The organism is Mucilaginibacter gossypii, from assembly GCF_900100945.1.
Lineage (GTDB): Bacteria > Bacteroidota > Bacteroidia > Sphingobacteriales > Sphingobacteriaceae > Mucilaginibacter > Mucilaginibacter gossypii.
In genome coordinates this window covers 64,216-90,419 of the sequence record NZ_FNCG01000012.1, presented here as the reverse complement: position 1 = coordinate 90,419, position 26,204 = coordinate 64,216, and the positions used below count along the sequence as shown (strand labels likewise).

The following is a 26,204-nucleotide window of genomic DNA, read 5'->3' as shown; positions in this document are numbered from 1 at the left end:
ATGCGGAAAGATTAAGCTTATCTTTTTCTTAAAGCGTTGCTGCATTATGCCATGCCCCAATCGATCAATTTTATCACTATTTACTATTCATTACTTTAAAAACATTCCAGATGATCCTTTGCAGGATCGTTGCGTCCTGTGTAATGACCTCCGCATCCGCAACCATCCCCTGCTTAAGATGGACTGTTTTTTTCATATCCGAGCCATTTTTAATTTTGAAATCTACCCTTGAAACAAACACGCTGTCTTTAAAAGGAACATCTGCAATGTAGCTTATCTTTCCCCGGATCATCCCGTATTCCTCAAAGTGATAGCTTTTAAGCTTGATCAATACTTCCTGCCCCTCCCTGACCTTACCCATGTTATCCTGGGGAATGGCCATTTGACCAAAGAAGGCTTCATTCCCTGGATTAATATTAAAAATTTCCTGCCCTGTATTAACTACTTGATTTTCCTGTACAATTCCGGCATAGGAGAGCCTCCCGGCCTGTGATGCGGTTAGAATGTATTTACTTTTCCAGTCTTCAGCCTGACTAATTAAACTATTGAGCGCCTGTAAAAATTTAGCCTTTTCTTCCCTGATCTGGTTATCCAGCTCAAGGATCTCTTTTTGTTTAGCTGAATAATTGGTGTTAGCAGCGATCAGGGACGATCCGGTTTGCACCAGCGGCGATTTCTGGGCCAGGTATTTGCTTTCCTGTTGCCTTAGTTCTGCAGGGGTTTCTACTCTTTCCTGCGCCAGTTTTTTATGCATTTGGTAATCATCATCCGCAATTACCAAATTGCGTTGCTGAATTTGTTTTTGCTGATTTAATTGTTGTATTTGTCCGGCCAGGTTTGATAAATCATTTCGCAGGAAAGCTTTCTTTTTTAAATAAAATCCATCATTAATAGCGGATTTATAATTTAAATATTCCTGGTAAAAAACCTGGTACGAAGACTGTAATTCACCTAACCGGATATTATCAGACTGTGAAAAAAGTACCTGGTTGACAGGCTCTCCCTGGAGCACCTGGCTTTGCAGTTCTTTTAAATTTAATGCCAGGCTCCATATTTTGTCATGATCAGCTGTACTTTCAATGTATGCCAAAGCTTGTCCGCTTACAACAGCCGTGTTTTCTTTAACCAACAACTTTATCAGTTTGCCGGATATTTTAGCGACAACCGGTTTGGGGGAGTTGGGCGATTCTATTTTAAGCTGTGTTTTGACGATATCCGGGTATTTTATTATAGCCGACAAAGAAATCACCAGGATCAGGACACCGCCAAACAGCATAATGCCCCAGCGCAATATCCATGATGGTACGGTAGTAATAATATCCTGCATGGCATCGGTATGCCTGGCTTGTCCATTGCTATTGCTGTAAGTAGTTGGCATGCTTTTAGCTTTTATTCCGGTAATTAAAGTTTTTTTGTCTGTGTCCCCCTACGGTTATGTTCCCAGTTCCAATTGGTTCCGGACCAATTTATAATAATCGCCTTTCAGGGCAGTTAACTGGTTATGGGTACCTTGTTCAATAATGCGTCCTTTATCCAAAACAATGATGTTATCGGCATTACTTACCGTGCTTAGGCGATGCGCAACGATGACTACCGTGCGCCCTTCAAAAAAACGGGTCAGGTTATCCATGATCACGCGCTCATTGTTAGCATCCAGTGCATTGGTGGCTTCGTCGAAAAATATATAGTGCGGATCTTTATAAACGGCACGGGCGATCAGCATCCGTTGTCGTTGCCCCTGGCTGATACCATTACCTTCGGCACCTATCATGGTGTTCAGGCCTAAAGGCAGGCCATCTATAAAATCCTGTATGTTGGCCACTTTTACGGCATGCCTTAGTTTAGCTTTATCCGGGTAGTCATCACCAACGGCAATATTGCGTTCTATGGTATCTGAAAAAATAAAACCATCCTGCATGACTACGCCACATTGACCACGCCAGGTCTTAAACGCGATATTACCAATCTGCTGTCCGCCAACCTTGATATCACCTTTTTGAGGTTCGTAGAAGCGCAGGAGCAGTTTTATTATAGTCGTCTTGCCGCTGCCGCTCATACCTACAATGGCTGTAGTTTTACCATGAGGAATAACTAATTCAATATTTTCCAGTACCGGTTCATTCCCGGCACCGGGATAGCTGAATGTAAGATTATTAAGCGTTAAGCTTTTGTTTTCCGGCAAAGTGTGGCTCCATTCTTTACCTACAGGCTCCTCATCGTCCATCTGGTGAATTTCGTTCAAGCGCTCCAGGCTGATCTTGGCATCCTGGAAGCCCTGTATAAATCCCAACAACTGCTCTATAGGGCTGCTGAGCTGGCCTACAATGCTTTGTACAGCAACCATAGCCCCTAAGGTCAGGTTACCGCTGATCACTGCCTGCGCACTTAGAAAAGTGATCAAAATGTTCTTCCCTTCGTTGATGAATGTTGCTCCGCCTTGCTGATATTGGCTGAGTGCAAGGGATTTTACACTGAACTTAAATAACCGGGCCTGGATATGTTCCCATTCCCAGCGCTTCTGTTGTTCACAGTTGTTTAGTTTAATTTCCTGCATACCACCGATCAGTTGCACTATACTGCCCTGATTTTTGGCCGATACCTCGAAGCTCTTATAATTAAGAGCCCTGCGCCGTTTTAAAAATAGGGTTATCCATATTGTATATAACGTACTGCTGACTGCGAAAACGAAAAATATGGTTGCGTTGTAATATGCCAGCACGACCGAAAAAACAAGCAGGTTAAACATGGAGAATAGTGTACTCAAGGTAGAGCCGGTTAAAAACCCCTCTATTTTTTTTTGGTCGCTCATCCGCTGCATGATGTCACCGGTCATTTTGGTATCGAAATAACCAATGGGCAGTTTCATCAATTTGATCAGAAAATCAGTAAGGATGGAGATATTGACACGGGTACTGATATGCAGTAATATCCATGAGCGGATAAAGTCCACACTGACGCGGCCAATAATCAGCGCAATTTGCGCGAAAAGAACGATGTATATAAAATTAAGATTGCGTGTATTGATGCCGATATCGACAATAGACTGGGTTAGAAATGGAGCGATTAGCTGTAACATACTTCCTATACCGAGCCCAAAAAATAACTGGATGACCAGTTTTCGGTAGGTGATCAGATAACGCAATAGGAACGACCATCGTACTTCGTTACCTTTTTCATTTTCCTGTTCATAAAAATCAGGCGTAGGGGATAATAAAAGCACAATGCCACTCCCGGCATCACTTTGCCAGTTCCTGTTAAAGTCGGCTTCATTAAGCACGACCATACCATCAGCGGGATCGGCCAGGTAATACTTATGCTTCTTTATATTGTACAATACCACAAAATGATTCTGCCGCCAGTGCAGGATACAGGGCAGCTCTGCATCTTTCAGCTGGGCGGCATTGAGTTTAACCCCCATGGAACGGAAGCCGATTTTTTCAGCGGCGTCGCTGATGCCCAATAAAGAAACACCTTCTTTATTGATCTCACAAAGCCGCCTGAGCGTTTGGACGGTAAAATTCCGGCCATAGTGCCTGGCAATCATGCGCAGGCAGGTCGGCCCGCAGTCCATCTGGTCCGGTTGTTTATAAAATTGAAAACGCATATTAGTTTAGGTGTTGTTGGAGCTCCTTTTCAAAAGCATCCTTATCTTGCGGGTACGGCATCGCCAGATTTAGCAGTTGCCCCGACCTGGATAGTAATATATACCTGGGGATCGCATTGATCATTAGCCTTTTAAAAAATACATTTTCGAAGCCACCTGCCGCGTGGAGTTGTAATAGGCCATTACTATTATTACCGAGCAGCCAGTGATCCCATTTTGATTTTAATTGATCGGCTGAAATAGAGATAAATTGTACCCTGTCCTTGTATTTCGTAGCGATCTCCCATAAAAAAGGTTCCTGCTTTCTGCATGGAATACACCATGTTGCCCAGCAATCCACCACAATCAGATCTTTATTTAGAAGCGTCTGAAGTTTAAGGTTTTCGCCTTGCGCGGTTTCAAAATTCAAATTGAGGACTTCGGTGGGGGCTAAGTTTCCGGACTTTAAAATTAAAGTCCTTAATGAGTCCGTGTATCTGTTGACCCCGGCTAAGGAGCTTCCATGGTCGTATTCCCTGTACAGGAGCTCGAAGGTATTTACTGAATTAATTTGAGTAGCAAGCCGCATCAGTGAAGCTAATAAATATCCTTGCGAATAGCCTCTGAGGTTTCTGACAGCGTAGTCGGACCTGTTAAGCAAGTAGGCGCTATCCGGCTTCTCCCTAAATGATCTTGACGGAGGTGTTATTAGGCCCGAATAAACATAACTGAACACCACGCCACGATAAGCGGCTATATTTTCAAACAAATCTTTATTATTCAGGCCCCGGCCTATTTTTTTTATCGTATCCCGTAACGCATCAGGATATGATCCAAGCAGGGAAGCATCCCAGTTCAGAAGCGGGTCCAGCAAATCATTATAATAGCTATATTGAATTTCTTTCAAAGCATAGTACTTAAGCTTGGCGGGCATTCGGGTTTGGGAGATAAAACTTTTATAAAACTTAACCCGGTCAAAGTAAACTGCATTAACCTTTGAAAGGTATTTATCAAGCTGATGATTCATTTCCTTAAAAGAATAGTGGCCTCCTCCACTGTGCAGGTCCCCATGCAAATAAGCTAAAGTGTCAAAGAAGCCCATGTACTTATACTTTGGGGGGTATTTGATAATATAGAATTTGGTGCTGCTTACCGAATCGTTTAAATAAAGAAGATTTTTTTTTGCACCCGATTGCTTTTTAAATCTGTTTAAGTTCACATTGAGTACAATGGTGTCATGAGTAATTGAAGGATCCAACAAGACTTCGTGACCATAAAAGTCAGTGATAAAAAACGTACCGTACCTATTGATTTTATATTTAATCAGAACGATTTCCTCATTAGCTGAATTAAACAGGATCTTTTTGACCGATGGCACATTCTTTTGCGCGTTTTGTTCAATATTATCATAGTTGTTTTCTACGATTCCCAGCAAATAGTCACTTACGCTGTGAGTGGAACGAATGCTGCTGTCTTTTTCAACAATATACTTGATGATAATATCCGCAGAATAGGCTTTGGAAAAAAACAGCAGCAGAAAGAGGTTTAGAAACAGGTATCGGGCAGTATTTATTCTCATAGGACGACATTAATTCACAGTACCAGAAAAAAGAGGCTTGACGACCAATTTACTGATCGCCAAGCCTGCTTAGTTTAATTATAAATTTTACCCTACAGCACCTGGGCAATCCACGTTGGTGCAGCAGTCATGGCCTTCGCACCATTCGTCGGCTACGGTTTGTTGTATAGTAGCAGAAATAGTGTTGTCCGGGTCATAACTTGAGGTAGGCCAAGTGGCGCAGGATCCGAAATAAGAACAGCTTCCTTGTCCTGTCGGCGGTGGAGCAGTACCGCCTAAAACGTTTTTCATCTCAGCTCTTGTTAATCTACTGAATTGTGACATAAATGTAATGAGGTAATATTGAATAACTGTGCCGAAACCATGCCCCGGCGATTGGGCAACATGTATTTTAAAGTGCATGTTCCTTTACTTGGCCAAAGTATCGCAACGCTTAATCAAGCATGTATTTCAAATTCGGAAGCTGGTACATATCCGGCAGGCGGTAACCATTCAGTAATATTGTCGGCGTCGCAGTAACCTCCGCCATCCGGCACCAGGCCTTTTGTTTACTTATTTTATTGTATTCGAGTTCATTTAGTTCTACAGGGTATTTCTTAGCCCATGCTTCATAATTCTTCTGCTTTTGCCGGTACCAATCGAACAAGGCCCTTTTGACAATTTCCTTATTTGCCAGGCTGCTAAGCGCCATCAGGTGACGACTTACCGGTGTTCGGATATCACTTTCATGATTGCTGGCGGTAAAGACAATCCGGGCCTGGAGATTCTGATTCTGTTCAAGAAGGTCATGTAATTGATTATGCGCCTTGCCGCATGGTGAACAATAGGGATTTGTGATTAGGGTAATGATATTGCCCGCCTCTACATTTCCTAATACAATACTCCAATCTTCGGCAGGCTGCACATATTTGGGTTGATCGGTGAGCAGATTTTTAAATAAGGAAGGATTATATTTGAATTTTTGTAGCTGAAGTTTCAAAGAATGTACCTGTTGTGCCTGCAGCAATAGTGGTTTCAAAAGTTTCCATAACAAAAAAGGCAATAATAACGCGCAGAACAAGTCGATCCATTCTGTATAAGATGGTATAACTGCAGGCCTATGAAAAGATGCAATTAGCGGTATAAATTCCAGCCATAACAAAGCCTGTATGGTGCAACACAATAAACACCATTGCTTAGCAACAGAGGACTGGTAATAAATAGAATAAAATGTATAAGGTAAACTAACAACGTTTAAGGCTAAGAGCATCTGCGATATGGCAACCGATCCGTTTCCGAATATGAATAACAGCCAGGTACCCGTGAAATAGAAAAAGCCTACTTCACTCCAGGTGAGCCCTGTAAATACCTGCGCTGCGTTCGACGAGAGAATGGCATTGCAATTTGTTTTACCGCTTCCCTGGCAAAGTTTTTGTATCAGCGGATTACTGCTATCTATGGACTGAATGAGCAATAGAACGGACGTAAAAAGGCCGGCGCTTTTAAAAAGTGTAAGAGAACCTGATTGCCAGCTTAAATTACTAAAATAAGCGGTATGTAAGCTAAGGAAGGCGCCTAATAAAACCAGCAAACCGGCGACAATCGCGACGGTTTTAAATGAGTTTAAGTTTGTGAAAATACCTGGCGAAATTTTATTTACAGACGGCTCAGCCGTTAAAACCACACCATCGTACATTTTCTTAAAATCATCTGACAATAATGTACGTTTATTCCATTTTTCGTTTGAAATAGTTACTTTTTCTTTATCTACTTGATGAACAATTAAAAAACTGCCCTGGCCATCTCCGTTCGTATGGGCGATAAAAGGCAAGGGGACTAAGGACAGCTGATCGGGAGCCACACGATAAGCGGCGTTGTTAACCTGCAAAGCTTGCAAAACGTCGCTTACAGCTAATAAACTTGGATAATCAGGATGGGTTAGCAATTCTTCGTAAATGGTCTGGGTATTTATCTTAACATTTAATAAGTTAGCAAATTTTGAAATTATGAAGGTGATATTGTCCTTTTTCATGCAGTCGATAAGGTGGTTTAAGTATTTGGGTAAATATTAGTCATCAAATGGCTGTTTTTTTAGCGATCGGATGAATATTTACTTTGACAAAAATGTGAGAATACGGGCTTACCGGTATTCACCATTTAAGTTCGTGATAATGCAAATAGCCGTGGGAAGCAAATTCCACTTTCACAATTACTATCATAATAGTGATGCTAAATGATAGCATTTTTGTTGATAAATATATAACTATAGAAAAGCAGAATTGTCCATATAATATTTGTTTAAGAGAATGGCGGTTCAGGTCTTATTTATTTAGATGGTATTCAAATATGATTACTTTACAGTTTACTTGTTCTAATATAGGTATAATAAATTTATTTGCAAGTGTATTATGTTAATTATTATACAATAAATTAACATGCCAATTACTATTTAAATGCACACAACATGATCTATTTAATAATTATTACAGCTATTTTAATTTAAATCAATATGTAATATTACCAGCCTTTTAAATTAAAATCAAGAAATATATGTCCTTAATTGCTATTTTCCGTTTTCCTATTCGGGCTGATCGGGCTCTCTTCAGCAAGCTATTTTTGTGAGTGTAAAGTTTGGAAAAAGGCCTCTTTCCGAGGCCGTACAGTCGGATAGCGCGGCCAAGCAGGTCCGATGTTTTAAGGAGATTACTGGTCAGCTTATATTGCATTACCTATTAATGCCGTATGGGAATCTCTGATTGGGCAATATTTATAGTCATTTTAATTGTTGCTTACAAAATGTATAGCACTCAATACTTTTGGTTAGATAGGCAAATCGCAAAGCTAATCCGGCATATCAAATCTCTTTGGCGAAAGCGGGATAAACCAGATTTATAACTTTCAAACAATACCTGGGTTTTAGCTTTTCATCTCACCGCAAGCCACAAAGTTAGCGCCACTAAAAAAGCGTCAAGGGCTTGTAAATGGTGTCGTGTTTAGTTTTTTGGCAGACACCACCCTTGACCCTTTTTTAGCTTGCTGCATCCAGTTGTTAAGCGGGGAAATGAACATTTATGTTAATGGCTATTTGTCGGACTTTATTTATCGGTAGTACAGAAAAACTTGTCAACCTATCGTTCGATTAAGCGCAATTATTGCACCTTAGTTGTTCAAAGAATGAAAGCAAATCACAACTAACCAGCATGAATGATGGTGATGGCCTTGGTTGTTGCAAATATCAGTTGTTCAAAGAATGAAAGCAAATCACAACTAACATCACAGCAGCCTGTAAAGCCATCCGGTTGTTGCAAATATCAGTTGTTCAAAGAATGAAAGCAAATCACAACAGCAGGGGTACAGGGTGGGGTGATAATTCGGTTGTTGCAAATATCAGTTGTTCAAAGAATGAAAGCAAATCACAACTAACATCACAGCAGCCTGTAAAGCCATCCGGTTGTTGCAAATATCAGTTGTTCAAAGAATGAAAGCAAATCACAACGCGCTTCGCGCGTTGTGATTTGCTTTCATTGAAATAGCCATTAACCCTTTCGTGTTATAGTGATCTTATTTGTGAGATTTACAGACATCGTTTCACTTATATAGCTTAGAATCAAGCCAATAATTTTGGACTTTAATTCTTTCTTTCAAAGGATCATACATGCTACTAACCTCATCCCATACAGGTGTTTTATCAGCTAGTTCATTAATCACTTGTATTGGGGATTTTCCTTTTAAAGAGCTGTGTGCCCTAAACCAATTATAGTGAAATTGCCATTGTGAAAGCAGATTAGGCAGGTCTGGATTCTTAATATCAACGGTAGAATAAAATTCATCAAGATCGGTTCTTTGGGTTCTTTCAACTTTTCCATTGAGGTGGGGAGATCGTGGTTTTATCGGCCGAAACTTAATGCCGTACTCCATAAGCCTTTCCTGAAATGAATAGGCGAAAAACTCGTTACCTCTATCCGTTTGAATACGTTGTACAGGGAAAGGCATCTGTTCAATTACTGTTTCAAGGAACTTCAATGTATTTGTTGCTGTTCGTCTGGGGAATAGTTCAACAACCTTAAAACGGCTGCAATCATCAATAGCAGTGTATTGATAAAGCTTGCCCGCTATCTTGCAAACATCCATTTGGACTCGGTCGCCGGGTATTGGCCTGTTATACCGATGTAAGCGTTTGCGGTAGTTCCGTCTTAGTTTTAAGTACTGTTTATTATTCTTGATAAGTATCTTATGAATGGTAGCTGTAGACAAAGATCGGTCGTATAAACGCTTCATTTCGTTGGCAATGCTACGGTGACCGAGCTTTCGCTTATCTCTTAAATCAAGAACTCGCTGCTCATCTTCTAAGGTTATCTGAGTGTATATTTTATGTGGTCTTCTGCTGTGTTCATTAAGGCCATCAATACTAAATTCCTTATATCTTTTAATCCATTTTCGAAGTGTTGGACGGCTGATACCGCAACGCATGCAAACAACACCTGCCACGCCAATAGATTCGTAAAGCTTAACCCACTCAAGGCGTTTTTTTACTTCATTGTTCATTGTTGTTATTTATGTTGAAATGTGGTAAAACCAACGGTTTTTCCATCATTTCAACATAAAGTTATGGAAAGGATCTCTATGAATCACACATCTTATTTCAACGGCCTATTTTAGGAGCCCAGTCAAGTCCCTGGTCTAAATCTTCGTCGGGGTTCCTGCCTTTTTTTTGATCTTGTTCTTGCCTTTTTGGTTCCTCCTTCCTCAAATTTTGCTGGATCAGTTCTGGTAAGGCAGATTGAAAAAGCTGTTTAACCACAGCAGTCAACTCGTTTTGAATAGGGTGGGCTTTGACAAATTCTTTAATATCAACCTCAAGTATTTCTGCCGTACCTACCGGATCGAGCTTTGCTTCAACGGGAATTTCGACTACAACAACATTTTTCGGCAGTGATTTGATATTGGCCGGGGGATCGTAAACGGTATGTTTTTGCGTATGATAGAAAAAGAGATAGGCTTCGCCTGCACGCCCGGCCTGCATCTGGTGCAATTGGATGCTGTTTCCCGGTGCTTTTGTTTCACGTAACTCGCCCAACCGCAGGTCTATGGTAAAATCTGTTCCATTAATATTAATATGTGGCAACTCACCCGCCAAGCGCTTATTAAGCTGCTCAGCAAATTCCTGCTCCTTTATTTGTTGCTCCATTTGCAACTGCAATTGTTTTTGGGTGGGATATTCACTCTGCATGTCTTTCAGGAAACCTTTAATCTCCTGCTCAGCGGCGTTCCTGGCCTGCATTAAATGAACCGCCTGTTGAACACCCTGGTTAAAACTTGCTGAAAGCTCCGGCGACCATTTCCGGTCAATTTCATCCTGGAACAGCTGCAAGGGATTGGGCGGATTGGTAGCGATCAGATAAACCCCTAACTTAAAGGAACCTTCAACGGGTTCAACGCTACGGCCATACATTTGCAGCCTGTTGTACAATGCGGCAGATTGTACAGTATAAAGGGTGGGCGCAACCATCTCATATTTTTGGTCATGCACTTCCTTGCCGACCATTCTGTCACCTTTCTCCTGGGACTTCATGTCCTCAAAGCGCAGGTGGGTGCCCAACAAACTCAGCCGGGGATGGATAGCCAGCAGCTTAATCTCTACACGGTAGCCCTTTTGTTGAAGTTCATCGATGGTCTTATTCATCTCTGGGCCAGACGAAAACGTTGTTTCCAGTATATAGTTAAGCCGGTTGTCTTCGCAGTAAGCCCTCAAACCATTATTCCAATCCTGGGCGTATTTGGCAGTAAGTGAAGGATAGTAGGATTCAAAGCGGGATTTGATCTCATGGGCGTCAGGGTGATAATCTCTGAACAAGTCTGCATTACAATTAATAATATTACCGCCCAATTCGGCCCTGGCGATTCTTTCTAACTCTGTTTTGCCCGCACCAGGCTGGGCACCTAAGACAATGACCACAGGGCTATCGGATGGTTTAGCAATAGCCGTGTTATCTTCAATAATGATCTGTTGAATTTTGTCAAACCGTTGTTCAGAGCGCGCGTACAAGTTCTTTAAGGACTCGGTTCGGTCTACTCCATACTCTGAACTTAAATCGGGATTTTTTTTTTCTCCGCTAATAAAATAGGACCGTATTTTTCAATGACCTGATCCATCCGCTCCAGGCTGGAAAAATTATCATTGTTGTTTACCGCCTCAATAGCCTCTTTGCGTAAAGCCAGCAATTCCTCGATGCGCTGCTGATCGGGATTGGCCTTTTCAGATTCTTTCATTTTTTCCCGCGAGGCCAGTGCTACCAATCCGTTTAATATAGAGTTAGCGCTTTCAGTTCTGGTATACCAATCGAGCGGATTGCGCGCCTGTACGGTTTTAGCAGGGGGTAATGGCAGGTTTAATTGCCGGTACATTTCAACGTAGGTTTGGTAATCCATCACCACTCTTGTCGGTTCACCGCTTTCGTCTGTCAAAATTTGTGTTTCCATACTCTTATCCATCGTTAATCAAATTTACTAATTTTTTTGGTTGTTTGATAGGGCAGCCGCCAAAACCGCTGCCCTATATTTAATGGGTTCATAGCAGAATTGAATTAACGGACGTGGGTTAAATTCATATAGTGCCAGATCAGCATAATGGTGCCGACCGATGTTACCAGCCCAATCAATCCAAAGACGATCCATGAAAGCACCGCTTTGTATTGCTCAGGCGTTTTTGCATCTGAGAATAGCTGAAGTTTCCGTGTGATCGGGGCCGGGCCTCTGTTGATCGTCTCTCTGATCGCAACAAAGTCTGTAGACATGCTTTTAGTGATGCCTGCAAGCCCGGCAGTAATGGCTTCCTTTACCACGGACAGATCAGGTGCTGGCGCAGTCACTTTCATATTGGCCAGCTTGGTTGCAAATTCTTCTTTTTGCTTCTTGCTTTCAGTGAACAATCGTTCGATCATGGTGTCTTTTTCCTTAATCTCTACTGCCCGGGTTTCCATGTATTTCTGCATTTTTTCTTCATGCTCGAAAATATTTTTGAGCATATCCGTCATAGTCACTTCATCGATTGCTGTTGCTTCATTCTTCATATTATCATTAATTAATGGTTTTACAATTCAATTTTCCTACCTGCTTATGTGGTAGCTTTGATCCTGGCCTAACTTTTTCTTCTTCTTTTTGCTTGGCGTTTCCGGTTCTTCTTCCGGCATATTTTGAAGCAGGCCAGCAAACAATTCGCCGCCAGCTGCCAGGGCTGCCCTTAAATAATGCGTTTCCGGTTCCCGCTTCAAATAGGTTTTCTGCTCTTTTTGCTCATTCTCGCTAATCACTTCCCGTAACTGATCGGCCAAACTTTTGGGTTGTTCCTGCCCATAAGCTTGACGTTGATCGCGGGCCTGGTTTTTAGGCTGCATTTGCTGTACCTGCCGCTGTGTCTGCTCCTGCCGAATTTTCTTTTCGATGTCGGCCAGGCTGTAACCAACCTGGCTGCCTTTGAACCTGACATGCTGCTGATCGGTAAAAGCAATACCTCGCCCAAGTTCCACCTGATAGCCTTTCTGCTCCATGTAGCTTTTGACTTCCTTTACGCTTTTGCATTGCTTAACGGCCTTCGCCAAATGTGCTTTTAAATGTTCCTTGCGTTGATCCACCCGCTGGCTTTGCGCTACCCGCTGCTCTGGTTTCAGGAATTTGTTAGGGCTCAGCACTTTGGTCAAATTGTACGCTTGTTCCATCCGCCTGCAATATTCAGCCATGCGCCGATAACTGTTACTGTCGCTCGCGGTCGGCCCCTCTAAACCGATCCGGTTGGCAACAATATGCAGGTGTTCATGCTCGGTATCGGCATGGGTAATCACTACGTATTGTCTATCTGCAAAATCAAACTCTTTGGCCAGTCCCTCGGCAATATCGATCTTATCCTGTATGCTGAGTTTACCATTGTCGGCCAGGTCAAAACTGATACTGGCGTGGAACACCGGCTTGCTGACATTTGGGTTCAACTGCGCTACCTCTACAAATTGCCGGATCAATTCTTTCTTGTTGCCAAAGCACTGGTTGTAATAAATGACCTCCGCCTGCTTCTTTTCCATTTCCAGCTTTTGCTGTTTCTCATTCTCCTGCAACCGGCCTTCATGCAGGTAGCTCATGCAGCCGCGAAAACTTTTACCTGTAGTGATTTTCCCGATCATGCCAAATAATTTTTAACCTCTTTTACTATACTCTGCAAGCCTCTGACTTCCTGGTTCAACAATGCTCTGTCGAGCGTATTTAAGTCTTCACCCTTGTTCCGCTTCCTGGCGATCTGATTTAAATTGGCCGCCATGTGATTTAGGGTGCCGGTAAATTGCAACACTTCCTTCGGCAAAGTCTTCACGGTTATCCGGCCATTTAATCCTACTTGACGGAGATAAATTGATACGTTTGTCCTGGCGCGTTTGGCATTGGCCTGTATCATCTTTTTCTCTATGATATTACACATCACCGTCAACTGGCAATCTCTTTTTATTTGCGCCTTCGGGCGGCCACCCTTGTTTACTACTCTTACTTTCTGTGTCTCCTTCTCCATTTGACTTACTTTAAAATCCAAGCTGATAAAGCATAAATCTGTCTTAATAAATTCTTTCCTAATCCCCCCAAATGCGATAGCATGAAGGGGGGCCAGCGAGTTTCGGCAGGGCCGAAACATAGCTGGCTCCGCAAAAAACGAAATTGCCGATGCTGCCATGCCGATGCCTTTCATAAGCCCAACCCCCTACTCTGCTGCTGAATTTTGAGATAGGCATTAAGGTCTTTATAGCCGCTATAAAAGCGGCTGGCATCCTCTACATTCGGAATTGTTTGCTTAATGAAAGCCATCTCTTTTGCTGCCGCCTTATCGTGATCCAGGTACAATTTGGCAGCAGGACGTTGTTGCAAAATCTCCAAACTTTTGCCCACAAAGCTGAGTGAATTCAACACCAGGAAATCGCCAGGCATATCGCGGCCATTTAGTGTTAGCAAAGACAGGAAATCTGTAAAGCCTTCAAATACGTGAACCGTGTCTGCTCCTTGATCGATGTAGGTCAGATCTTTGGGGGACGAGGATAATTTAAGCTGTGCATTACGCAGTTCGTAGCCACCCGAGTTGTTTTTAAAGCCGATAGCCAGGTAACGCTGCTCGTTCAATGTAAACAGTACTTCCTTGCACCATGCTTTAGCCGTGTAATAATCTATTGCACGCTCATGTAGGTATTTTACCAATGTCAGGTTTTGCAATTCCCCAGCCTGGATGATCTTTATTTTATGCTCTGGTTCAGCCTCCGTTTCCTTTACCCGCTGGTGAAAACAAAGAGAGCGATCTCCGGCACTTAACCGGCTTAATAATTGTTCTACTGTACATTGATGTAGCCGAATACCCAAGTCTATGAAATTCCCACCGACCCCCATGCCGTGGTCAAACCATGCATTGAGTTGGGTATTAACCTTAAAAGAGGCTGTATTTTCCTCCCGGATCGGAGAGAGATACCAATGGTTAACCCCTTTAATATATTGTGGCCGGAACCCGCATTGTGCCAGATAATCGACTATCGAAATTTGCCTTGCTTCGTCGCAATTCATTTTGCGCATAGGATTAAAGATTTGTTCAAAAATTTGTTGATTAGCTTTTTTTCATCGGCAATACGACGGGTGCACCGCGAGCGAACCTGTGTCGGAGACCGGGCCGGTTACTGCCGCCATTCGGACCGGACGCAATTCGCACGGGAGATGGTCGACTAATGGAGCACCTGTCATTTACGTCGCGCCCTCCGTTTAAACACAAAATCATCCGCCTTTGCAGTTATTTCCTCATAGGTTAGTTTTTTATGGGACATCAGCCACTTGAGAATTTCCTTTCTGGAAAAACGGACACCGCCAGAGGGCATGGCGATATAGGGAATTTTGCCTTTCGACTTTAGTTGGTAGATAGTTTGCCGGGCGTATCCGGTAGTTTTTTCTGCCACTTCGTAGCCACCAATTTCGTCGTCATCCTCGGACGTCTGTACCGGTGCGGCAGGAATTGGAGTGGACTCTTTTAGAATGGTAATGAGATCGGAAACCTTCAGATCTATTACACGGGTGTTTTCATTTATGTTCATTTGCATTCCGTATTGATTTCGGAAGCAAATAAATAGCATAAAATAAACCTATACGAACGGTTGATCGGTATCGAATGACCGTATTTATATTAAGTCTTTAAGTATTATCAAGGTTCGTATTTTAACCTAATTTTTGAGCGCTTGTTTATACACATCTGTGTATTCTGCCGAGGTGGTAATATAGCGCTGACCTTCCAGAAACACTAAATCATTTTCGGGATTAAGTATAAAAATATCACGTAGAAGTTCACGATTTTTATGATGCAAAATATTTGAGGAAAGCACCTTGTGTTCTTCAATACAGAACCGAAGAAAACCTGCGATGGACTTATTAGCCGCATTGGCATATACTGCTGAAACGATCTTAACTTTTCCGCTATCAAATTGGAAAAGTTCACCATTTTTACTGCCTAGGTTCAGGCTGATCAGGAACTGATTAAAGGCTTCCTTCCTTTCTTCTAAAGTCCTACCCTGTAGCCAGAAACTGTAAAAAGAAATACCATTAATTTCATCAAATGAACTCGTAAATTCGGATTGATCTGGCATTTTTAATTTCCTTTTCCAGTCTTTGCTGATCAGAAGAAAATAAATCTCGTCACGTACCTTTTTTCGTTTCAAAGAAAACATATTACTCCCGAAAAAATATCCTCCTATGGCAACAACCAGCGCTGCTAAAACTGATTCCGTAACCATTATTGGACTGGATTTATTATTTCCATAGTACAGTAAATAAGAGATACAGACTATTATTGATAAAGAATATACTACTAATAGAATATAGTGAAACACCAGGGCCTGTATATAGAACCATCGCAGCTTTTGGCATTCAGCCTCGGTCAAGCCTTTAAAGCTATTTCTTATTTGCGCCAGCCTATCTTCAAAACTAAGACCTCCATAACGGTCACCCAGTTCATCGAGCCAATTTCTGTAACTAACAGATAAAATCAATTGTACAGGCACAATCCATAGCGCAAGTAAAATACTACAGATTATTATTGTCGTGCGAAACGTTGGCAATAAACTGTAAAATATGCAAAATATAATGACAGTTATAATTTCAATGAATATCCTTTTCATCTGACAAACTCGGAAACTTTGACATTTCTACTTATTTATTTTGATCAAAAACTTTAGCATAAACGTTTATCATCTCGGTTTTTAAAGCCGGAAATCTAACTAAGCAAATTTGAATTATCTGTTTTTAGTAAACGTATTTTCTATGATCTTAAATTCATCCAAAGTTGGGTTAATTACATCAGTATCAAAAACGGACTTACTTTCATTCCAGTATGTTACTTCATTATCTTCAACATCAATAGGCAGTCCAATTAACTGCAAACTCCCATCATTGAACAGCTCAACTACAGCTATTAATACATCAGAAATTGACTTTACAAATTTAAAAGAATCGGGAAAATTGGGATGTTGTTTTTTTTGGTAACCTATTGACAGAATATAGTTTATAATATTATCTGTTTGTATGAGGGGTGGAAATTTTAACATTTCAAACTTTTTCTTCTGATCGACTATTTTGGCATAAATCTGTGTCATTTCAATTTTGCTGTGTCCAAGTATTTCTTTGACTGTGTAGATGTCCATGCCGAACGTTAGTCCGATGGTGGCGAATGTATGTCGTGCAGCGTGGAAGTGCAGATTTTTCTTTAGCCCCGCTTCGAGTGCCCAAAACTTTAGGTAGACATTAACTACCTGGCTTGATGGCAAATCCCAGAAAACTTTTTTATTTATCGGGTGCTTTGAGAGATTTTCTAAGATTGACTTGGCATCCTCGGTAAGTGGCACCATAACAATTTTTTTTGTGGTTTTAGCTGGCCGGAAAGTGATCTGGTCATTTTCAATTTCACTATAAACTAATTTTTTTACGTCTGAAAACCGTAGACCGGTGAAGCATGAAAATAAAAACGCCTGCCGAATTTGGCTATTTCCCCTTTTCGGAATAAAATTGGCTAAAGTCCTGACCTCTTCGATGGTCAAGGTAGTGCGTTCGGTGTCGCCTTCTTCAATGATCTTAAATGTACTGAACGGCGAGGCTGTAATCACGCCTTTAACTACCAGCTTATTAAAATGTTGCCGAAAAACGGATAAATACGCATTAGTGGTATTTCTACTGACCTGGTTAAGCAGGTAACTTTGAAAGTTGTCTAACAAATCTTCATCTACGTCCTGAACTAAAACCTCTCTTTTGGGGAAATACCTCTTAAGGTGAATAATAAGGCACTCCAATTTATAATTAAATTTCTTGGCCAAACATTGATCAAAGTAGTCTAACAGGTTATAATTTACTTTGACAGGCTGCTTATAACCGTGGTCTGAAAAATTCAATTCGTTCTCTCTTTTATTGCGAAGTGCATTTATGATCTTAAGATTATCTTTGTCTGACTCAGTGATCCGGGTGCCCGGAACAGAATAGTCCTTACCGACATAAATCTTAAGGAACTCATAATTGCGCTTACCTTTGCCCTCTACGGTATTTGAATAAATATCGAGATAAGCACTAAATTTGCCGCTGCTTAACTTTTTATATCTGACCGTTACCATAATTTATTTGTTACTTTTGTTACTCACAATAGCCGAAAAGTAACATCTCAGTAACAAAAATAACATAAAATAAGATCAATTGCAAAAAAGTAAAAGAGAATAAATTAATATAAAATATTGAAAATGAACTATATAACTACTTTATCTTATTTTACTTTACTCTCGATTATTTACCCTTAAAAGCATGGCAGGCATTTACATACATATCCCTTTTTGCAAGCAGGCTTGCCATTATTGCGATTTCCATTTTAGCACATCGTTAAAGTACAAAGATGAAATGCTGCATGCTTTGATCAGTGAGATCAAGCTGCAAAAAGGTTACCTCAACGGTGAAACCATCGAAACTATTTATTTCGGTGGCGGCACCCCTTCTGTTTTGGATGGCGACGAAATCAGCAGGATCATTAACACGCTAACCGAACTCCACACCGTATCTTCCGTGGCCGAAATAACCCTGGAGGCCAACCCCGATGATCTGAAACCCGACAAACTCAAAGCCCTTAAACAAACACCGGTTAACCGCTTCAGCATAGGGATCCAGTCGTTTTTTGACGAGGACCTGGTTTGGATGAACCGTGTACACCGCGGCCAGGAAGCAGAATCATCAGTAAAACGCGCCCAGGACGCCGGATTTGAAAATATTACGGTCGACCTCATTTACGGTTATCCTATGCTTAGCGATACCAAATGGAAGCAAAACCTTGATAAGGTATTTGAGCTTAATGTTCCGCATGTGTCTACTTATTCGATGACGGTTGAACCTCAAACTGCACTTGCAGCCTTTATCAGCAAAAAAAAACAGCCCCCCATGAATGAGCAACAAAGCGCAGAGCAATTTATAGTGCTGATGGATGCCATGCAGGCACATGGGTTTGAACATTACGAAATCTCCAACTTTTGCAAGCCCGGTCAATACTCCCGTCATAATTCAAATTACTGGAAAGGGGTAAAATATTTAGGAATTGGCCCCTCGGCGCATTCTTATAACGGCGATACACGGCAGTGGAACATCGCTAACAACGCGAAATATATGCAGGCGCTTGAAACCGGAAAACTACAGGCCGAAACCGAGGAGCTAACCGAAGAGAACCGCCTGAACGAATATATCATGACCTCATTACGCACAATCTGGGGCCTTGAACTGGTTAAGCTCAACCAGATAGCCAAAGGCGCATCAGCCGAATTACTCAAAGCTGCCGCCGAATATTTCGATAGGGAATGGATCATACAAAAAGATAATGTTATTTATCTTAGCGCAACAGGTAAACTGTATGCCGATCATATTGCAGTCGGATTATTTTTCTAAACCTTTGAGGTTTTTTACAGTCAGTACTTTGTTACAAAGCAAAATGGTTTTAAAAACTGTTTATATTTATCAAATCGCAATGTTTTATATGCCTGCAATTATGAAAAAAGTACTCATTATCGCCCTATCGTTTATAGCTATTACCATAGCCCCAAAAGCTTTCGCCCAAAAAACTGTAGGCGGTACCGTCATGTCGCCCGCTAAAAATATCGTACAAAACGCATCCGGCTCAAAAGACCATACCACGCTGGTAAACGCCATTAAATCTGCTGGTTTGGCGCCTACCCTATCAGCGGCCGGGCCGTATACTGTTTTTGCACCTACTAATGAAGCTTTTGCCCAGCTTCCTGCAGGCACGGTTGACAACCTGATGAAACCCGCAAGCAAGGCCAATCTTATTAAACTGCTTACTTATCATGTGGTGCCCGGCAAATTAACCTCGGCCGAGCTGTTAACCAAAGTAAAAGAGGGCAAAGGTAAACTGGAGCTTAACACACTGAGCGGCGGCACGCTTACTGTGATGTCGCAGGGTGCAAAACTTTACCTTGTTGACGAAAAAGGGGGCAAATCATTCATCACCATAGCCGATGTTGCACAAAGCAACGGCGTTATCCAGGTAGTTAATTCAGTTTTGAAACCTAATTAAGTTAGTTGCAGTTTGTAATGGCAGAAGCAGTTGGCAGCGGCAGTTGTACAAGCGGTACACTGATTAGAGAAAGATAGGCAAAATATACTCTTTTTATTACACTCCATGAAACTGCACCGGCAACTTCCTACTGCCACTGCAGTTACGTATTGCCACTGCAACTTTATACTGCAACTGTCAACACAATTTCAAAATCGGCACAAATCGTTTACATATTATTTACAAAGAATTAATTTTGCTCGTTAATTAATTTGTGAAAATGAGTATAACGCTTACACCTATTGATAGTGTAGACAATATAAGCAAGGAGGATTTTGTTAACAATTACTTAAATCCGCGTAAACCGCTTATTATCCGCAAAGCCACTGAAAGCTGGCCCGCACTGCAAAAATGGACTTTTGAATACTTGAAAGAGGTAGTTGGAGATAAAACCGTTCCGCTTTATAACAGCTCAAAGGCCGATCCTTCCAAAGCTATCAATGCATCTGCAACTGAAATGAAGTTTGGCGATTATATCGATCTCATTCAAAAACAACCCACTGATTTAAGAATTTTCCTCTTCGACCCAATTAAACATGCCCCAAAACTGCTGGAAGATTATCGTTCGCCATCTGATTTAATGGGTGGTTTCCTGGATAAATACCCCAATATGTTTTTCGGCGGCGCCGGTTCTGTAACATTTTTACATTACGACATCGATCTTGCGCACATTTTCCATACACATTTTAATGGCCGCAAACATGTAATGCTGTTTGATCAGAAATGGACCGACCGTCTGTACTGCATCCCCTTTGCTACCTATGCTTTGGAAGATTATGATATTGAAAACCCCGATTTCACCAAATTTCCGGCACTTGACGGCATTGAAGGACAAGAGGCCATTTTAGAGCACGGCGATACCCTGTTTATGCCAACCGGGTACTGGCACTGGATGAAATACCTCACCGGTTCATTTTCGATATCGTTACGCGCCTGGGATAAATCATGGGCCATTAAAGCCAAAAGCTTGTATAACTTAACAGTGCAGCGCAAGTTTGACAACCTGATGAAAGCTCGCTTTAAAAAGGATTATATGGACTGGAAGGAGAGCCTGGCTATCAAACGCGCTAACAATGCCCTTGTATCAGGCAGGCCATAATATTAAGATATATTTATACTACTTTGGGGTTTATTTCGTTATTTTGAATGCTTTTAAACGAGTAAGAAACAATATTGTAACTTTATTTTAAAATAAGCGTAATCCCCCTAAAGTAATAAACTATTATGTGCTTCATTCTTAACCCGATCGATACGGTTGAAAATATTTCTCCCGAAGACTTCAAGAAGAATTATTTAGACCCTCGTCGCCCGCTGGTTATCAAAGGGCTTACCAAAAGCTGGCCTGCCCGCGAAAAATGGACACCCGAATATTTAAAGCAGGTTGTTGGCAATAAAGTAGTGCCATTGTACGATAATTCAAAGGCCGATCCTTCAAAACCCATCAATTCGTCGGCAACTGAAATGCCCTTTGATGAATATATCGACCTTATCCGCAGTAAACCAACCGAGTTAAGGATTTTTTTCTTTAACATATTTAAGCAAGCGCCACAACTTTTGGATGATATCATATTACCTAAGGACCTGATGGGGGGCTTTTTGGAAAGCATGCCCGCCATGTTTTTCGGCGGTTCAAACTCGGTTACTTTTTTACATTACGATATTGACCTTCCGCATATTTTCCATACCCATTTTGGAGGGCGTAAGCATGTGATCCTATTTGAAAACAAGTGGAAGCGCCGCCTGTACTGTATCCCCAATGCCACGTATGCACTGGAGGATTATGATGTACTAAATCCTGATGTCAAAAAATTCCCGGCGCTTGACGGTGTAGAAGGTATTGAAGTTTTCCTTGAACATGGCGATACCCTGTTTATGCCAACCGGCTACTGGCACTGGATGAAATATGTGGATGGTTCATACTCACTCAGCCTTCGCGCATGGGATGCCAGCATAAGCCGTAAAGCGGCAAGCCTATACAACCTGGCCGTTAAAGGTGGTGTTGATAGCGCTCTAAAAATGATGTTCAAAGGCAAATATGCTAAATACCGCGAAGGACTGGCCGTTAAATGGGCTAATAGAGAGCTTGCCGCAGGGAAACCTTTTTAAAGTCGAAAGTCTTACGTTTTTAGTCTTAAGGCATGATATTGAGTAGCGATGGATTTGTCCATCGCTATTTTGTTTTATACCCACGACCGTGTCTTCACAACCAGCTTGTTTATCAAATGCTCCCGAAAACGTGTATATGAGATACAATCTACCAACGCTCCAAGCCCAAAAGTTTTTTACCCAGATCGCTAAGCTCAGCTACCGGATTTTGCTTTTCCCGTTCCAGCGGATCGCCCGGAAAAGCGTAGCCCTGCATGGCTTCGCGGCTTTGCCAACTGTTAATGCGCCATTGTCTTAGCTCTTCATTGTCTTCCTGGGCGGGCATCATGGATATATACTGCGCTATACGCACTTTATCTGCACTGGTATTAGGTCTTATGCCATGCGGCTGCAAACTGTTAAATATCAGCAGATCACCTGCTTCCAGTTTCACTTTCACAGTCTCAAAACCGGTGGTATCAGGTTTATAATGATCCCTATCTTCGGGTTGGGTTAATTTCCAGGTATCGTATGTACGGTATAGTTCCGGGATACATTGAAAACCACCCATGTTTTCATCAGTCTGATCGGCAAGGGCCAGTACGCCCTGCACATTTTGAGGTTTGGTTTCCGGGTCATAATCCCAGTGAATAAAACCTTTATATTCAAAGCCCGGCCTTAGCGGAAAATTCAGATTGGCCCGGTCAATAGTTACCCATAGCTTTTCGGTGCCCCAGATATCTGAAAAAGCGGCATGTACTTTAGGATGTTGCCGGTTATCCCACATAAACTGCTGATTATAAATTTCAACCATACCCGTATTATTCAGCTCGCTCATTTGCATTTGCGCGTTGGGCTTTTTATACCAGGTGCTGATATCATTAGCATCCTTATCTTCATATTGCCACAGATAATTAGCTAATTTTTCAACTTGCACTTTAGGCACTGCATTTTTGATGATCACGTAACCGTTCTCTATCCAAAATTGCCAATCGGCCTCGCTAAGCACTTTCAGCGGTTCATTGTTTTTACGTTCATTCAGGCGGATCTGGCTTGATTTAGCGGTTGACGGATTACCGGGGATCTCTTTATGTGCATTAGCCGGCGTGGTTGCCACGGTCATGGCTGCGTTTTCGGTCTTCATTTTCTTTTTGATTTATAACTCAAATTTAGGTTGGCATGACAGATGGATTATCCTGTACAATGACCAAAATTTGCTCTACATTGATCATTTTATTTATCTTTACTAAAACCTTATGCTCAATATAGCATGGATAAGATACAGTTAGAGAAGATTAATTTTGAACCTGGCAAATCGTTCAAACTCTTTTCGCCCCGGCTTCGCAACACTTTTCTGTGGCATTATCACCCCGAATACGAATTGGTTTATGTTGAGGCCGATGCTGGGATCAGGCACGTCGGTTCACATATTTCCGGTTACACCCAGCATGACCTGGTGCTTATTGGCAGTAACCTTCCCCACCTTAACTTTGATTACCGGCTGCGGAGCGAATACCATCAGATAGTGGTGCAGCTAAAAGAAGATTTCATGGGAACGGCAATAGGCACCGCTCCCGAATTTTCGACCATCGGGCAGCTTTTTAAAAAGGCCGCCAACGGTATTGCTTTTTATGGAGATACCAGGACTACGGTAGTGCGAAAACTGAAACTTTTACCGGGGATGGATTCTTTTCAGCAATTAATGGGATTAATGGAGATCTTTAACATACTGGCTAGTTCAAAAGAATTTACGATTTTAAACAACGACGAGCCGAACCTGCAGTTTTTTTTAAAAGATAAGATCAGGATGGGGGCTATTTATGAATATATCGGCAGTAATTACAATCTTAAACCCGATGTAAATGTAGTGGCGGCTAAAGTGAACTTTACTACAGCGGCTTTTTGCCGCTATTTTAAAAAACAAACTAAAATGACTTTCACCGATTTCGTGAACCAATACCGTGTTGATGTAGCCAAAAACCTGCTCATGCAGGATAAAAACGTTACTGAAACCTGTTACGCTGTGGGATTTGAAAGCTTATCATATTTTAATAAACTCTTTAATAAGATAGTTGGAAAGAATCCCTCCGATTTTAAGCGGAACTGGTTTGCTAAGGATTGATCGGGAATAACGCCTGTAAAATATTGCCACCAGAATTATTCAGCCTGATTTTTTATAGTAATCCTTAACCGCATCAGGCAAAAGATGCAGGTATAAGTCAGGCTCTTCCCTGATGTTTGCCGCTGGTACCGGTACAATTTTACAGGGTTCTTCATAAATAACGCTTTCACAATCCAGGAACCGCCCCATATAAGCGCCATAGGCCTCGGAAGCAAATATCACATTAATAGGCGGCAGCTTCTTTTTAAGATAGCTGGCCCAAAGTCTCGACATATTTTCTATCGAGTCGCCCGCACCCGGCAGCATAGCTTCATCGTAGCTTAATAATACAGGCTTAACCTTGTCATTACCTGCGTAAGTTTTTTCGAGCCAGTCAAGCCTGATATTTCCATCAATGGGCTCATCATCGCTGGCACCAATAACCACTACAAGCTCATCACAATGGTGAAGCGCGTAACCAATCAAAGCCATATGCCCAATATGGAGCGGCAAAAACTTCCCAATTACTAAACCTCTTTTCATGCAGTAGTATTTTTGCGATCCGGTATCTTTATAAATTCCGCTCTTAAGAGAGGAATCGCTAATTCCCACGCTTCCAAATCCCCGTATTTATCCACTTAACCTTTTATCTCCAACCCTGATCTCTTTTACGAGGTGTGGTCACAAACTATCTTCCACTCACCCTTAATTTTCCTAAACCATAGCGTAAAATAGCCGCCTGGTGTATCTTTTTCACGGGTTAGTTTCCATCCTCCCAAAACAAAAGCATTGGTTGCATCCAATACCTTTAGCTGTATGATCTTAAAGCTAAGCTGCCCCATGGCAGCCTTATCGGGATAGGTTTGTTTGTAATGATCAAGTGTTGTTTGCCAGCCGTAAGCGGGTGCCGTTTTTCCTACAAAAACCAACGAGTCTGATTTCCAGTAAGTTTGCATAAACGCTTCAATATCGCCCCGGTTCCAGGCCTCCTCCTGTGTGTGCATTACTTTCAAAATAGCTTGCCTGTTCTGCGCAAAGCAGCATGTGGCAGCAAGCATAAACACAAAACCCAGCAATATTATTTTCATATAATAAAGGTATACAATTTTCTGATTCACGATTTGTCTGATTAATCGATTACCTGTTGTTATATCGGCAAAGTAAATCCTTTAATCCTAAAAATGACTAAAATCATGGTTCAAACGAAAAATAAAATCCAACTTAATACAGTATATTTGGTTTTCATCGGCAGCAAAAAAACAAATTAACTATGGAAAATCAGGTATTAAGCTTCGGCGAAGTTTTATGGGATGCTTTTGGCGACGGAAAAAAGGCTGGTGGCGCACCCATGAACGTAGCCCGGCATCTGGTACAGCAAGGTGTAAAAACAGCGTTTGCGAGCTCTGTGGGTATGGATAACTCGGGCGATGCACTGATAGGCTTTTTAAAAAGCAATGACCTGTATTCGGACCTGATTCAGCAGGACGATGAATTTCCAACCTGTGAAGTTACCGTACAGCTTGATGAAACCAACACCGCTACTTATATTATTCCCCAACCCGTTTCATGGGATAACATACAACCATCGGCTGCACTCACTAAAGCAGCCCAGGCAGCCAGGGCCATTGTGTTTGGCAGTTTGGCTTGCCGTACCGCTACTACCCGCGAAACCTTATTAAACCTGCTTGATGAAACCCCGGCGCTAAAAATATTTGATGTAAATCTTCGCCCGCCGCATTACACCCTGTCAACTATTGAAACATTGGTAGCCCGGGCCGACGTAGTAAAAATGAACGAGGAAGAAGCCAACCTGCTCATCGGTGGAAGTAGTGCTTCCCTGCACGATCAAATTGGCGAGTTCCGTTCCAAATATCATAGCCAAACCATTTGCGTAACCCGCGGTGAGCATGGTGCACTGGTATGGCACGACCATGAATTTTATGATAGTCCCGGCTGCCCTGTAAAAGTTGCCGACACGGTAGGCGCCGGCGATGCCTTCCTGGCAACATTTGTATCCGGCCTCCTTTCGGGAAAACCCATGCAGCAGGTGGTAGATAAAGCGTGCTCCGTTGGCTCATACGTAGCCAGCCAGCGAGGCGCTAACCCGGTATACCCGCCTGAGCTCCTGAATAGTTTGGCTTACATTTAGGAATTCGGATTTCGAATGTTCGATTTTGGATTTATTTTTGGAGATAGAAAATGACTTTTTAATCCGAAATCCCAATTCCGAAAT

General features: G+C 41.9%; 23 protein-coding genes and 1 pseudogene. 6 read left to right on the top strand and 18 right to left on the bottom strand.

The features are described from left to right. Positions 1–76: 76 nt before the first annotated feature. The 15 genes and pseudogenes from BLS28_RS20175 to BLS28_RS20110 form a co-directional block, all read right to left on the bottom strand. A complete protein-coding gene (locus BLS28_RS20175; RefSeq protein WP_091171737.1) occupies positions 77–1,378 on the bottom strand; it encodes an HlyD family secretion protein in 1,302 nt (433 codons plus the stop codon). 54 nt (positions 1,379–1,432) lie between these two features. Continuing rightward, positions 1,433–3,604, bottom strand: coding sequence for a peptidase domain-containing ABC transporter (locus BLS28_RS20170; protein WP_091171734.1), 2,172 nt, complete (start codon positions 3,602–3,604; stop codon positions 1,433–1,435). 1 nt (position 3,605) lies between these two features. Beyond that, the gene (locus BLS28_RS20165; protein WP_091171732.1) at positions 3,606–5,162 is read right to left on the bottom strand and encodes a TlpA family protein disulfide reductase; all 1,557 of its coding nucleotides are present in this window, start codon (positions 5,160–5,162) and stop codon (positions 3,606–3,608) included. Positions 5,163–5,249: 87 nt separating this feature from the next. After that, on the bottom strand, positions 5,250–5,453 hold the full coding sequence (locus BLS28_RS30580) for a hypothetical protein (RefSeq protein WP_143020827.1): 204 nt from the start codon (positions 5,451–5,453) through the stop codon (positions 5,250–5,252). A gap of 142 nt (positions 5,454–5,595) precedes the next feature. Then, positions 5,596–7,173, bottom strand: coding sequence for a cysteine peptidase family C39 domain-containing protein (locus BLS28_RS20160; RefSeq protein ID WP_091171730.1), 1,578 nt, complete (start codon positions 7,171–7,173; stop codon positions 5,596–5,598). Between the two features lie 1,542 nt (positions 7,174–8,715). Next, positions 8,716–9,686, bottom strand: a pseudogene (locus BLS28_RS20155) (IS481 family transposase). A 97-nt stretch (positions 9,687–9,783) separates the two neighbouring features. Continuing rightward, positions 9,784–11,187 carry a zeta toxin family protein gene (locus BLS28_RS20150; protein WP_176844525.1) on the bottom strand — a complete coding sequence of 468 codons (1,404 nt, stop codon included), beginning with the start codon at positions 11,185–11,187 and terminating at the stop codon, positions 9,784–9,786. A gap of 41 nt (positions 11,188–11,228) precedes the next feature. Then, positions 11,229–11,621, bottom strand: a complete 393-nt coding sequence (locus BLS28_RS20145) for a hypothetical protein (RefSeq protein WP_091171724.1) — start codon at positions 11,619–11,621, stop codon at positions 11,229–11,231. A 104-nt stretch (positions 11,622–11,725) separates the two neighbouring features. Then, a complete protein-coding gene (locus tag BLS28_RS20140) occupies positions 11,726–12,211 on the bottom strand; it encodes a hypothetical protein (protein WP_091171722.1) in 486 nt (161 codons plus the stop codon). Between the two features lie 36 nt (positions 12,212–12,247). Continuing rightward, complete coding sequence (locus BLS28_RS20135; RefSeq protein ID WP_091171720.1) at positions 12,248–13,312, bottom strand: relaxase/mobilization nuclease domain-containing protein; 1,065 nt, start codon at positions 13,310–13,312, stop codon at positions 12,248–12,250. After that, positions 13,309–13,863 (bottom strand): plasmid mobilization protein, encoded by a 555-nt coding sequence (locus BLS28_RS20130; protein ID WP_256337492.1) that lies wholly within the window; start codon positions 13,861–13,863, stop codon positions 13,309–13,311. The genes BLS28_RS20135 and BLS28_RS20130 overlap by 4 nt, the downstream gene beginning before the upstream one ends. After that, complete coding sequence (locus BLS28_RS20125; protein ID WP_091171718.1) at positions 13,860–14,729, bottom strand: DUF8464 domain-containing protein; 870 nt, start codon at positions 14,727–14,729, stop codon at positions 13,860–13,862. Before BLS28_RS20125 ends, BLS28_RS20130 begins: the two co-directional genes overlap by 4 nt. Positions 14,730–14,890: 161 nt before the next feature. Further along, complete coding sequence (locus BLS28_RS20120; protein WP_143020826.1) at positions 14,891–15,238, bottom strand: helix-turn-helix transcriptional regulator; 348 nt, start codon at positions 15,236–15,238, stop codon at positions 14,891–14,893. 126 nt (positions 15,239–15,364) lie between these two features. Further along, the gene (locus BLS28_RS20115; protein ID WP_091171714.1) at positions 15,365–16,315 is read right to left on the bottom strand and encodes a hypothetical protein; all 951 of its coding nucleotides are present in this window, start codon (positions 16,313–16,315) and stop codon (positions 15,365–15,367) included. A 114-nt stretch (positions 16,316–16,429) separates the two neighbouring features. After that, positions 16,430–17,794, bottom strand: a complete 1,365-nt coding sequence (locus BLS28_RS20110) for a site-specific integrase (protein ID WP_091171713.1) — start codon at positions 17,792–17,794, stop codon at positions 16,430–16,432. Positions 17,795–17,978: 184 nt separating this feature from the next. Here BLS28_RS20110 and hemW point away from each other — a divergent pair, with 184 nt between their 5' ends. The 4 genes from hemW (at position 17,979) to BLS28_RS20090 (ending at position 21,891) form a co-directional block, all read left to right on the top strand. Beyond that, positions 17,979–19,100: a radical SAM family heme chaperone HemW gene (gene hemW / locus BLS28_RS20105; RefSeq protein ID WP_091171711.1), complete on the top strand. Its 1,122-nt coding sequence runs from the start codon at positions 17,979–17,981 to the stop codon at positions 19,098–19,100. Positions 19,101–19,200: 100 nt separating this feature from the next. Then, on the top strand, positions 19,201–19,746 hold the full coding sequence (locus BLS28_RS20100; protein ID WP_091171993.1) for a fasciclin domain-containing protein: 546 nt from the start codon (positions 19,201–19,203) through the stop codon (positions 19,744–19,746). 259 nt (positions 19,747–20,005) lie between these two features. After that, positions 20,006–20,884, top strand: a complete 879-nt coding sequence (locus BLS28_RS20095; protein ID WP_091171709.1) for a cupin-like domain-containing protein — start codon at positions 20,006–20,008, stop codon at positions 20,882–20,884. Between the two features lie 125 nt (positions 20,885–21,009). Beyond that, positions 21,010–21,891: a cupin-like domain-containing protein gene (locus tag BLS28_RS20090; RefSeq protein WP_090530386.1), complete on the top strand. Its 882-nt coding sequence runs from the start codon at positions 21,010–21,012 to the stop codon at positions 21,889–21,891. Positions 21,892–22,039: 148 nt separating this feature from the next. Here the strand turns inward: BLS28_RS20090 and BLS28_RS20085 are convergent, their stop codons facing one another. Further along, a complete protein-coding gene (locus BLS28_RS20085; RefSeq protein WP_091171707.1) occupies positions 22,040–23,014 on the bottom strand; it encodes a phytanoyl-CoA dioxygenase family protein in 975 nt (324 codons plus the stop codon). Positions 23,015–23,140: 126 nt separating this feature from the next. Here BLS28_RS20085 and BLS28_RS20080 point away from each other — a divergent pair, with 126 nt between their 5' ends. Further along, entirely contained in the window at positions 23,141–23,992 is an 852-nt protein-coding gene (locus tag BLS28_RS20080; protein ID WP_091171705.1) for a helix-turn-helix domain-containing protein, read from the top strand. Between the two features lie 39 nt (positions 23,993–24,031). Here the strand turns inward: BLS28_RS20080 and BLS28_RS20075 are convergent, their stop codons facing one another. Beyond that, positions 24,032–24,514 (bottom strand): adenylyltransferase/cytidyltransferase family protein, encoded by a 483-nt coding sequence (locus BLS28_RS20075; protein ID WP_091171703.1) that lies wholly within the window; start codon positions 24,512–24,514, stop codon positions 24,032–24,034. A 125-nt stretch (positions 24,515–24,639) separates the two neighbouring features. Next, positions 24,640–25,059 (bottom strand): YybH family protein, encoded by a 420-nt coding sequence (locus BLS28_RS20070; RefSeq protein WP_091171701.1) that lies wholly within the window; start codon positions 25,057–25,059, stop codon positions 24,640–24,642. 182 nt (positions 25,060–25,241) lie between these two features. Between BLS28_RS20070 and BLS28_RS20065 the strand changes: the two genes are divergently transcribed. Beyond that, complete coding sequence (locus tag BLS28_RS20065; protein WP_091171699.1) at positions 25,242–26,120, top strand: carbohydrate kinase family protein; 879 nt, start codon at positions 25,242–25,244, stop codon at positions 26,118–26,120. Positions 26,121–26,204: the final 84 nt, after the last annotated feature.

What these genes read in the sequence shown, in the direction of transcription:
- BLS28_RS20140 (WP_091171722.1), bottom strand. Translation starts at nt 12,211, where the DNA reads ATGAAGAATGAAGCAACAGCAATCGATGAAGTGACTATGACGGATATG.
- BLS28_RS20125 (WP_091171718.1), bottom strand. Translation starts at nt 14,729, where the DNA reads ATGCGCAAAATGAATTGCGACGAAGCAAGGCAAATTTCGATAGTCGAT.
- BLS28_RS20090 (WP_090530386.1), top strand. Translation starts at nt 21,010, where the DNA reads ATGTGCTTCATTCTTAACCCGATCGATACGGTTGAAAATATTTCTCCC.
- BLS28_RS20085 (WP_091171707.1), bottom strand. Translation starts at nt 23,014, where the DNA reads ATGAAGACCGAAAACGCAGCCATGACCGTGGCAACCACGCCGGCTAAT.
- BLS28_RS20130 (WP_256337492.1), bottom strand. Translation starts at nt 13,863, where the DNA reads ATGAAAGGCATCGGCATGGCAGCATCGGCAATTTCGTTTTTTGCGGAG.
- BLS28_RS20165 (WP_091171732.1), bottom strand. Translation starts at nt 5,162, where the DNA reads ATGAGAATAAATACTGCCCGATACCTGTTTCTAAACCTCTTTCTGCTG.
- BLS28_RS20075 (WP_091171703.1), bottom strand. Translation starts at nt 24,514, where the DNA reads ATGAAAAGAGGTTTAGTAATTGGGAAGTTTTTGCCGCTCCATATTGGG.
- BLS28_RS20170 (WP_091171734.1), bottom strand. Translation starts at nt 3,604, where the DNA reads ATGCGTTTTCAATTTTATAAACAACCGGACCAGATGGACTGCGGGCCG.
- BLS28_RS20080 (WP_091171705.1), top strand. Translation starts at nt 23,141, where the DNA reads ATGGATAAGATACAGTTAGAGAAGATTAATTTTGAACCTGGCAAATCG.
- BLS28_RS20135 (WP_091171720.1), bottom strand. Translation starts at nt 13,312, where the DNA reads ATGATCGGGAAAATCACTACAGGTAAAAGTTTTCGCGGCTGCATGAGC.
- BLS28_RS20065 (WP_091171699.1), top strand. Translation starts at nt 25,242, where the DNA reads ATGGAAAATCAGGTATTAAGCTTCGGCGAAGTTTTATGGGATGCTTTT.
- BLS28_RS20160 (WP_091171730.1), bottom strand. Translation starts at nt 7,173, where the DNA reads ATGAAAAAGGACAATATCACCTTCATAATTTCAAAATTTGCTAACTTA.
- BLS28_RS20175 (WP_091171737.1), bottom strand. Translation starts at nt 1,378, where the DNA reads ATGCCAACTACTTACAGCAATAGCAATGGACAAGCCAGGCATACCGAT.
- BLS28_RS20100 (WP_091171993.1), top strand. Translation starts at nt 19,201, where the DNA reads ATGAAAAAAGTACTCATTATCGCCCTATCGTTTATAGCTATTACCATA.
- BLS28_RS30580 (WP_143020827.1), bottom strand. Translation starts at nt 5,453, where the DNA reads ATGAAAAACGTTTTAGGCGGTACTGCTCCACCGCCGACAGGACAAGGA.
- hemW (WP_091171711.1), top strand. Translation starts at nt 17,979, where the DNA reads ATGGCAGGCATTTACATACATATCCCTTTTTGCAAGCAGGCTTGCCAT.
- BLS28_RS20070 (WP_091171701.1), bottom strand. Translation starts at nt 25,059, where the DNA reads ATGAAAATAATATTGCTGGGTTTTGTGTTTATGCTTGCTGCCACATGC.
- BLS28_RS20115 (WP_091171714.1), bottom strand. Translation starts at nt 16,315, where the DNA reads ATGAAAAGGATATTCATTGAAATTATAACTGTCATTATATTTTGCATA.
- BLS28_RS20095 (WP_091171709.1), top strand. Translation starts at nt 20,006, where the DNA reads ATGAGTATAACGCTTACACCTATTGATAGTGTAGACAATATAAGCAAG.
- BLS28_RS20145 (WP_091171724.1), bottom strand. Translation starts at nt 11,621, where the DNA reads ATGGAAACACAAATTTTGACAGACGAAAGCGGTGAACCGACAAGAGTG.
- BLS28_RS20110 (WP_091171713.1), bottom strand. Translation starts at nt 17,794, where the DNA reads ATGGTAACGGTCAGATATAAAAAGTTAAGCAGCGGCAAATTTAGTGCT.
- BLS28_RS20120 (WP_143020826.1), bottom strand. Translation starts at nt 15,238, where the DNA reads ATGAACATAAATGAAAACACCCGTGTAATAGATCTGAAGGTTTCCGAT.